Below are 2,709 nucleotides of genomic sequence, written 5' to 3' on the forward strand. Positions count from 1 at the left end.
GGCGCATTATAGGGGGTAATTCTGAGACGGCAAGTATAAATTCAAAAAAACTTTCTGACCGCTCGCTATTCGTACAACACCGCTTTAATACCACCAATTTCGTCGGTTTTTTAAACAAAAACGAGCCTAAAAAGGCCCGTTTTTGCTTTTGGTCGCTTACTGCACCGCGACAATATGGTCGTCTTTAACCATCAGCCGTACCGTTTTCCCCGGGATCAGCTCTCCGGAAAGGATTTGCTGAGCCAACGGGTTTTCAATCTGCTGCTGGATAGCACGTTTAAGTGGACGCGCCCCATAAACGGGATCGTAGCCATTCGCGCTAAGCAGCTTCAGCGCATCCTCTTCTATATGCACGTCGTAACCACGTTCTTCGAGGCGCTGATACAGACGCTGCAGCTGAATCTTCGCGATCGAAGCGATGTGTTTCTCGCCCAATGGATGGAAGACCACCACCTCATCGATACGGTTGATGAATTCCGGGCGGAAGCTGTGGCTGACAACGCCCAGCACCAGCTCCTTCATATGGCCATAATCCAGCTCACCGAAGCGTTCCTGAATCAAATCGGAACCGAGGTTCGAAGTCATAATCACGACTGTATTACGGAAATCGACGGTTCTGCCCTGCCCGTCCGTCAGACGTCCGTCATCCAGCACCTGCAACAGAATGTTGAACACATCCGGATGCGCTTTCTCAACCTCGTCCAGCAGGATGACGGAATAAGGGCGACGGCGAACCGCTTCTGTCAGATATCCGCCCTCTTCATAGCCGACGTATCCCGGAGGCGCACCGACCAGGCGAGAGACGGAATGTTTTTCCATGAACTCAGACATGTCGATACGCACCATCGCATCGTCGCTGTCGAACATAAAGTTAGCCAGCGCTTTGCAGAGTTCAGTTTTCCCGACGCCTGTTGGCCCAAGGAACAGGAACGAACCGATAGGACGGTTAGGATCCGACAAACCAGCACGACTACGACGAATAGCATTAGATACCGCTTCAACCGCCTCGTTTTGCCCAATCACACGGCTGTGCAGCTCTTGTTCCATGCGCAGCAGTTTTTCACGCTCGCCTTCCAGCATTCTGGCTACCGGAATACCCGTCCAGCGCGCCAGAACATCGGCAATCTCAACATCCGTCACGCGATTGCGCAGCAAACGCATTGTCTTACCTTCGGACTGAGTGGCCATCGCCAGCTGTTTTTCCAGCTCCGGAATTTTGCCGTACTGCAACTCAGACATCCGCGCCAGGTCGCCCACGCGGCGAGCCTGCTCAATGGCGATTTTTGCCTGTTCAAGCTCTGCTTTGATGGTTTGCGTACCGGAGAGTGATGCTTTTTCGGCTTTCCACTCTTCTTCCAGCCCGGAATACTGACGCTCTTTGTCTTCCAGCTCTTCGTTGAGCATATCAAGACGCTTCTGGCTCGCTTCATCGGACTCTTTCTTCAGCGCCTGCTGTTCCAGCTTGAGCTGAATAATACGGCGCTCCAGGCGGTCAAGTTCCTCTGGCTTCGAGTCAATCTGCATTCGGATGCTTGAAGCAGCTTCATCAATAAGGTCAATGGCCTTGTCCGGCAGCTGTCGGTCGGCAATATAGCGATGCGACAAAGTCGCTGCTGCCACGATAGCCGGATCCGTGATTTGCACATGATGGTGCAATTCATAGCGTTCTTTCAGGCCGCGCAGAATCGCAATGGTATCTTCCACGGAAGGCTCCGCCACGAACACTTTCTGGAATCGACGCTCAAGCGCCGCGTCTTTCTCTATGTACTGACGATATTCATCAAGCGTCGTTGCACCGACGCAGTGCAGCTCGCCGCGGGCCAGCGCGGGTTTGAGCATATTGCCGGCATCCATTGCGCCATCAGCTTTACCGGCGCCCACCATCGTGTGCAGTTCGTCGATAAACAGGATGACATTGCCTTCCTGTTTGGCCAGATCGTTCAGGACGCCTTTCAGACGTTCCTCAAACTCACCGCGATATTTTGCGCCCGCCACCAATGCGCCCATGTCCAGCGCCAGCACGCGACGACCTTTCAGTCCTTCAGGCACTTCGCCGTTCACAATACGCTGCGCCAGCCCTTCAACAATGGCCGTTTTACCGACGCCGGGTTCACCAATCAGCACTGGGTTATTTTTGGTACGACGCTGCAGCACCTGAATAGTACGACGGATCTCCTCATCACGACCGATAACCGGATCGAGCTTGCCCTGTTCGGCCCGCTCGGTCAGATCGAGCGTGTATTTCTTTAACGCCTGCCGCTGGTCTTCGGCTCCCTGATCGTTCACGCTTTCACCTCCGCGCATTTGTTCAATCGCCTGAGTCACATTGGCGGTTGTTGCTCCGGCGGTTTTCAACAGGTCGCTCAGCGTGCCACGTGATTCAAGGGCTGCCAGAACGAACAGTTCTGACGAGATAAAGTTGTCGTTTCGTTTTTGCGCCAGCTTGTCGCAAAGGTTCAGCACTCGAACCAGATCCTGAGACGGCTGTACATCACCACCGGTGCCTTCCACCTGCGGTAAACGGCTGAGGGCCTGATCGATGGCCGTGCGCAACTGCCCGGCATTAACGCCAGCAGAGGTTAATAATGGACGAACCGAACCGCCTTCCTGATTCAGAAGTGCGCTCATTAAATGAAGAGGTTCGATGAATTGGTTGTCGTGCCCCAGTGCGAGAGACTGGGCATCGGCGAGAGCAAGCTGGAATTTATT

General features: G+C 53.9%; 2 protein-coding genes. One reads left to right on the plus strand and one right to left on the minus strand.

Going from position 1 to position 2,709, the window contains the following annotated elements; translation table 11 throughout:
• The coding region (locus tag RTU33_RS21740) for a hypothetical protein (protein WP_312630160.1) at nt 1-188 on the plus strand (188 nt) is incomplete at its 5' end.
• Here the strand turns inward: RTU33_RS21740 and clpB are convergent.
• On the minus strand, nt 157-2,709 hold a 2,553-nt coding region (gene clpB / locus RTU33_RS21745; RefSeq protein ID WP_312630162.1), incomplete at its 5' end, for an ATP-dependent chaperone ClpB. The two genes, RTU33_RS21740 and clpB, sit on opposite strands and share 32 nt — an antisense overlap.

The organism is Scandinavium sp. (genome assembly GCF_032012665.1).
Classification (GTDB): Bacteria; Pseudomonadota; Gammaproteobacteria; order Enterobacterales; family Enterobacteriaceae; genus Scandinavium.